This window comes from Rhizobacter sp. (assembly GCF_035702065.1).
Taxonomy (GTDB): domain Bacteria; phylum Pseudomonadota; class Gammaproteobacteria; order Burkholderiales; family Burkholderiaceae_C; genus Rhizobacter.
Genome location: NZ_DASSRA010000291.1, coordinates 1 through 4,376 on the forward strand (window position 1 = coordinate 1; position 4,376 = coordinate 4,376).

A 4,376-nucleotide genomic window follows, 5' to 3' on the forward strand; every position below is an offset into this window, starting at 1 on the left:
GTGCGGAAAGATCGAGAAGTCGACGACTCCCAGCGTCACGTCGTCACCTGTGATTGATGGCCTGCTTGCGACGAAGTCCTCGCCGACACGAGGAGTCATCACCATGCTCCCAGCGCTCAACCCCACCCAGACCGTTCGATCGAGTGACGGCAGCAGGGCAGCGAGCCCCGATTGGCGCATCCAGTGAGATAGATAGATGGCATCGCCACCTTCGGCGAGGAAGACATCCGCCTCGCTTACCCAAGCGACCCAGCGCTTTTCGTCGATGCTAGGCAGCGCAGTGAGGTCCAGTACGCCCAGGGACTTCCACCCCAGTTCGCACATCGGGCAGCCGGACTGGCCGGTGATGAACCGCCATACGCCGGCGGGATCGCACTGCGGGTGCCCGTACAACGCGGTGGGAATGCACAGGGCACTGGATTCGGCGATGGGCTTTCCGAGGAGGTCGACCAACGCGTCGTGGATGCTTACGTTCCTGATGCCCGCGGAAGTTAGAAGGAGCTTCATCGTGCAATTCCTGTTCGCTGTTGATGGTTCTGCACGACGAACGAACACAGTCCGGATCGACATTGCGAGGCCAGCTCATCGACCAGAGGCCAGGGTTCCGAAAGGCTTCAAGGCGGAGCGAGGGGCCGGCTTTTGGCCGATAACAGATCTGGTCGGGCAACCGAGCTGCCCGGTCAGGTCTGCCGAACTACGCAGCTGGACGCCGACGCGCAAGGAAAGCACTGACGCATGAAACAGGGGCGCGGGCTAGGATGCCCGTGCCCATGGACCCCGCCCCGCCCCTGCGCACGCTCTACCCCGAGTTCGCACCGTACCGCGTGCACGCCCTGCCCGTGTCCGGCGGGCACGTGCTGCACGTCGAGGAGAGCGGGCTCCCCGAAGGCATCGCGGCGCTGGTGCTGCACGGCGGCCCGGGCTCGGGCAGCTCGCCGCTGCTGCGCCGCTTCTTCGACCCGGCACGCTACCGCATCGTGAGCCCCGACCAGCGCGGGGCCGGCGGCAGCCGCCCGCGCGGCCGCACCGAAGACAACACCACCGACCACCTGATCACCGACCTGGAGCTGCTCCGCGACACGCTGGGCATCGCGCACTGGCTGGTCGTCGGTGGCTCGTGGGGTGCCGCGCTGGCACTCGCCTACGCCGCCGCGCACCCCACTGCCGTGGCCGGGCTGCTGCTGCGTGCCACCTTCCTGGCACGCGATGAGGACGTGGCCGCCTTCTTCCACCCCATCGGCCCGCAGCAGGCGCTGCTGCCCGCCATCGCCCACGGCCTGCAAGGCGACGAAGCGCCCCAGTTCGCGCTCGCCTGGTGGCGGCGGGAGAACCTGCGAGCCACCGGCCACGTGCCGGAGCTGGAACCTTCGGGCGATGCGCTGGCCGCGCTGATCGACCGCTACCGCGTGCAAAGCCACTACCTGCTGCACCACTGCTGGCTCGACGCGCCACCCCTGCTCGAGCGCTGCTCGCAGCTGCCCCCCGTGCCGACGCTGCTGCTGCACGGCACCGACGACCGCATCTGCACGCCCGCCGCATCGCAGGCGCTCCACCAGCGCCTGCCGCACAGCTTGCTGCGCCTCGTCGACGGGGTGGGCCACGACCCGACCCACACGGCGATGGTTCACGCCATGGTCGAGGCGCTCGACGCCTACGCTGCACGAGGCGGTTTCGACGCGGGGCGGGCCGAGCGCCGGGCCGCTCCCAAGCCGGCCCGCGTTCCCCCGGGGGACCGTTCGACGTACCCGTCGGACGAGGGGCTGTCATGAGCCTGCGCCTCAAGCTGCACCTGATCATCGGGCTGCTGACCCTGCTGTTCCTGGGCGTCATGCTGGGCCTGCAGCTGCGCAGCATGCGTGAATCGGTGAAGGAGGAGGTGGTGGCCGCCAACCGCGTGGCGGCGCAGTTCCTCAACCGCACCGTGTGGCGCTACACGGCGCAAGGCACGCCCGCGGTGCTGGGCTTCCTGCAGGGCATGGGGCGAGTGCGCTCCAACGACATCACGCTCACCGACCATCAGGGCAACGTGCTCTACACCTCGCCGGTGTCGCCCTACAAGGCCGGCCGCGACGCGCCCGGCTGGTTCGACGCGCTGGTGGCGCCGCCGCTGGCGGTGCAGTCGCTCGACCTGCCCGACGGCAAGCTCACCGTGCAGGCCAATGCCTCGCGCGCCGTGCTCGACGCCTGGGACGAAGCCATCGTGCTGGTGCTCGGCGCCGTGCTCACGCTGGCCGCGCTCAACCTGCTGGTGTACTGGCTGGTGGGGCGCACCGTGCGGCCCTTCGGGCAGATCGTGGGTGCGTTGAACCAGGTCGAGAGCGGCCGCTTCGACGTGACCCTGCCACCGCTGCCGGGCGCCGAGGCCGGCACCATCGGCAAGGCCTTCAACCGCATGGTGGGCATGCTGCAAGACCACATCGAGACCGAGCGCCGGGCGGTGCGCGCCGAGCTGCAGCTCTCCGAAAGCCGCGATCTCGCGCGCTGGGTCGACCAGCAGATCGAGCAGGAGCGCCACCTGATCGCCCGCGAGCTGCACGACGAGCTGGGCCAATCGGTGACGGCGATGCGCAGCATGGCCCTGTCCATCGCGCAGCGCATGAAGACGCAGGACCCGCAGGCTGAAGCAGCGGCGCGCGTGATCGCCGAGGAGTCGTCACGCCTGTACGACGCCATGCACGGCATCATCCCGCGCCTCACGCCGCTGGTGCTCGACAACTTCGGCCTCGCCGAAGCGCTGGCGGATCTGGTGGAGCGCACGCGCCGCAGCCACCCCGGTGTGCAGATCGACCTGCACACCGAGACGGGCGAGGCCCGGCTCGGCAGCGACGCCGCGCTCGCGCTTTACCGCGCCGCGCAAGAGGGTCTTACCAACGCATTGCGCCACGGCCAGGCCCGGCACATCGAGCTGAGCCTGCGCGCCAGTGCAGACGGCGTGTCGCTCGACGTGGCCGACGACGGCGCAGGCCTGCCCGCCGACTGGGCCAACAAGAAAGGTCACCACGGCCTGCGCTGGCTGGCCGAGCGCGTGCAGGGCCTGGGTGGCACGTTCGAGCTCAAGCCGGCCGCGGCACGCGGCGTGCTGCTGTCCGTGCGCCTGCCCCCACCCCCCTTTCACCCCGAGGCTGCCACCGCATGATCCGCGTGATGCTCGTCGACGACCACGCGCTGGTGCGCATGGGTTTCCGCATGCTGCTGGCCGATGCCCAGATCGAGGTGGTGGGCGAGGCCGACACCGGCGAGCAGGCCTGCATCGACTACCCCAAGCTCAGGCCCGACGTGGTGGTGATGGACCTCTCCATGCCCGGCATGGGCGGGCTCGAAGCGGTGCGCCGCCTGCTCGCACAAGACGCGAAGGCGCGCGTGCTGGTGCTGTCGGCACACGAAGACACGGCCCACCCCCGCCGGGTGATGCAGGCCGGCGCGCTGGGCTACCTCAACAAGCGCAGCGCCCCCGATGCGCTGATCGCCGCCGTGACGGCCGTCGCCGCGCACCGCCCCTACGTCGACCCGCAAACCGCGCAGACGCTGGCCCTGGCCCAGGTGAAGGGCGAGGCCAACCCGGCCGAGACGCTGAGCGAACGCGAGTTCTCGGTGTTCATCCAGCTCGCCCGCGGCCTGAGCGTGGCGCAGATCGCGGCCAACCTGAACCTGTCACCCAACACCATCGGCACCCACCTGTACCACGTGAAGCAGAAGCTGGGCGCCAGCAACCAGTCGGAGCTGACGCTGGTGGCGCTGCATTGGGGGCTGATCCAGGCTTGAAGAGATGTCATCCCGACGAACGTCGGGATCCACTGGCGGTGGACGCCCCGGTGCTTCGTCGGGCAGTGGACCCCGGCCTTCGCCGGGGTGACAGAGCCGCAGGAACCGCACTTGCCCGTGCACTGCAGCACGGCGCCCCCCGATTTGAGGTAACAAGTCGCGGGTAAACCCTTGAATCAGGCACGCAGATTGCGCCGTAATCGCAGATGTGGGCCCGGCGGTGGGCCCGCGCAGGAGTTGGCGTGGTGATGCGGTGGGTGATGTGGGTGGGGCTCGCACTGGCAGCGGGCATGGCACATGGCGAAGGCATCGTCGACGTGCTGGAGCGCTCGCAGCAGGTGCGCCTGGACAGGCTGCAACTGATCCCGTCCGACAGCCCGCGCGCCCTGAAGATCCGGGCGAGCTTCGAGAAGCTGCTCCCCGCCCTGGGGTCGGTGCGCAGCGTCGAGTTGCATGTGGTCCGCGGCGACACGCTCGCCGAAACGCTGCACGGCCATGTGGTGGTCGCCCACGAGAGCCTGGGCGACTGGCCCGAGGAGGACCGCCAGTTCGTGCTGGCGCACGAACTCGGCCACGTGGCGCTCGGCCACTGGTCGCAGATGGGCAGCGTCTAC

General features: G+C 69.6%; 5 protein-coding genes. 4 read left to right on the forward strand and 1 reads right to left on the reverse strand.

The features are described 5' to 3' along the window. Positions 1-507, reverse strand: a 507-nt coding sequence (locus VFL64_RS13225; RefSeq protein ID WP_489540846.1) for a Type 1 glutamine amidotransferase-like domain-containing protein, incomplete at its 3' end; no start/stop codon positions are given. 263 nt (positions 508-770) lie between these two features. On the opposite strand from VFL64_RS13225, the gene VFL64_RS13230 reads away from it, so the two are divergent. From VFL64_RS13230 to VFL64_RS13245, 4 genes are all read left to right on the forward strand, one after another. Beyond that, positions 771-1,769: an alpha/beta fold hydrolase gene (locus VFL64_RS13230; RefSeq protein WP_489540847.1), complete on the forward strand. Its 999-nt coding sequence runs from the start codon at positions 771-773 to the stop codon at positions 1,767-1,769. Beyond that, complete coding sequence (locus VFL64_RS13235) at positions 1,766-3,136, forward strand: HAMP domain-containing protein (protein WP_489540848.1); 1,371 nt, start codon at positions 1,766-1,768, stop codon at positions 3,134-3,136. Before VFL64_RS13230 ends, VFL64_RS13235 begins: the two co-directional genes overlap by 4 nt. After that, the gene (locus VFL64_RS13240; protein WP_489540849.1) at positions 3,133-3,762 is read left to right on the forward strand and encodes a response regulator; all 630 of its coding nucleotides are present in this window, start codon (positions 3,133-3,135) and stop codon (positions 3,760-3,762) included. The genes VFL64_RS13235 and VFL64_RS13240 overlap by 4 nt, the downstream gene beginning before the upstream one ends. 242 nt (positions 3,763-4,004) lie before the next feature. Continuing rightward, the coding region (locus tag VFL64_RS13245; RefSeq protein WP_489540850.1) for a hypothetical protein at positions 4,005-4,376 on the forward strand (372 nt) is incomplete at its 3' end.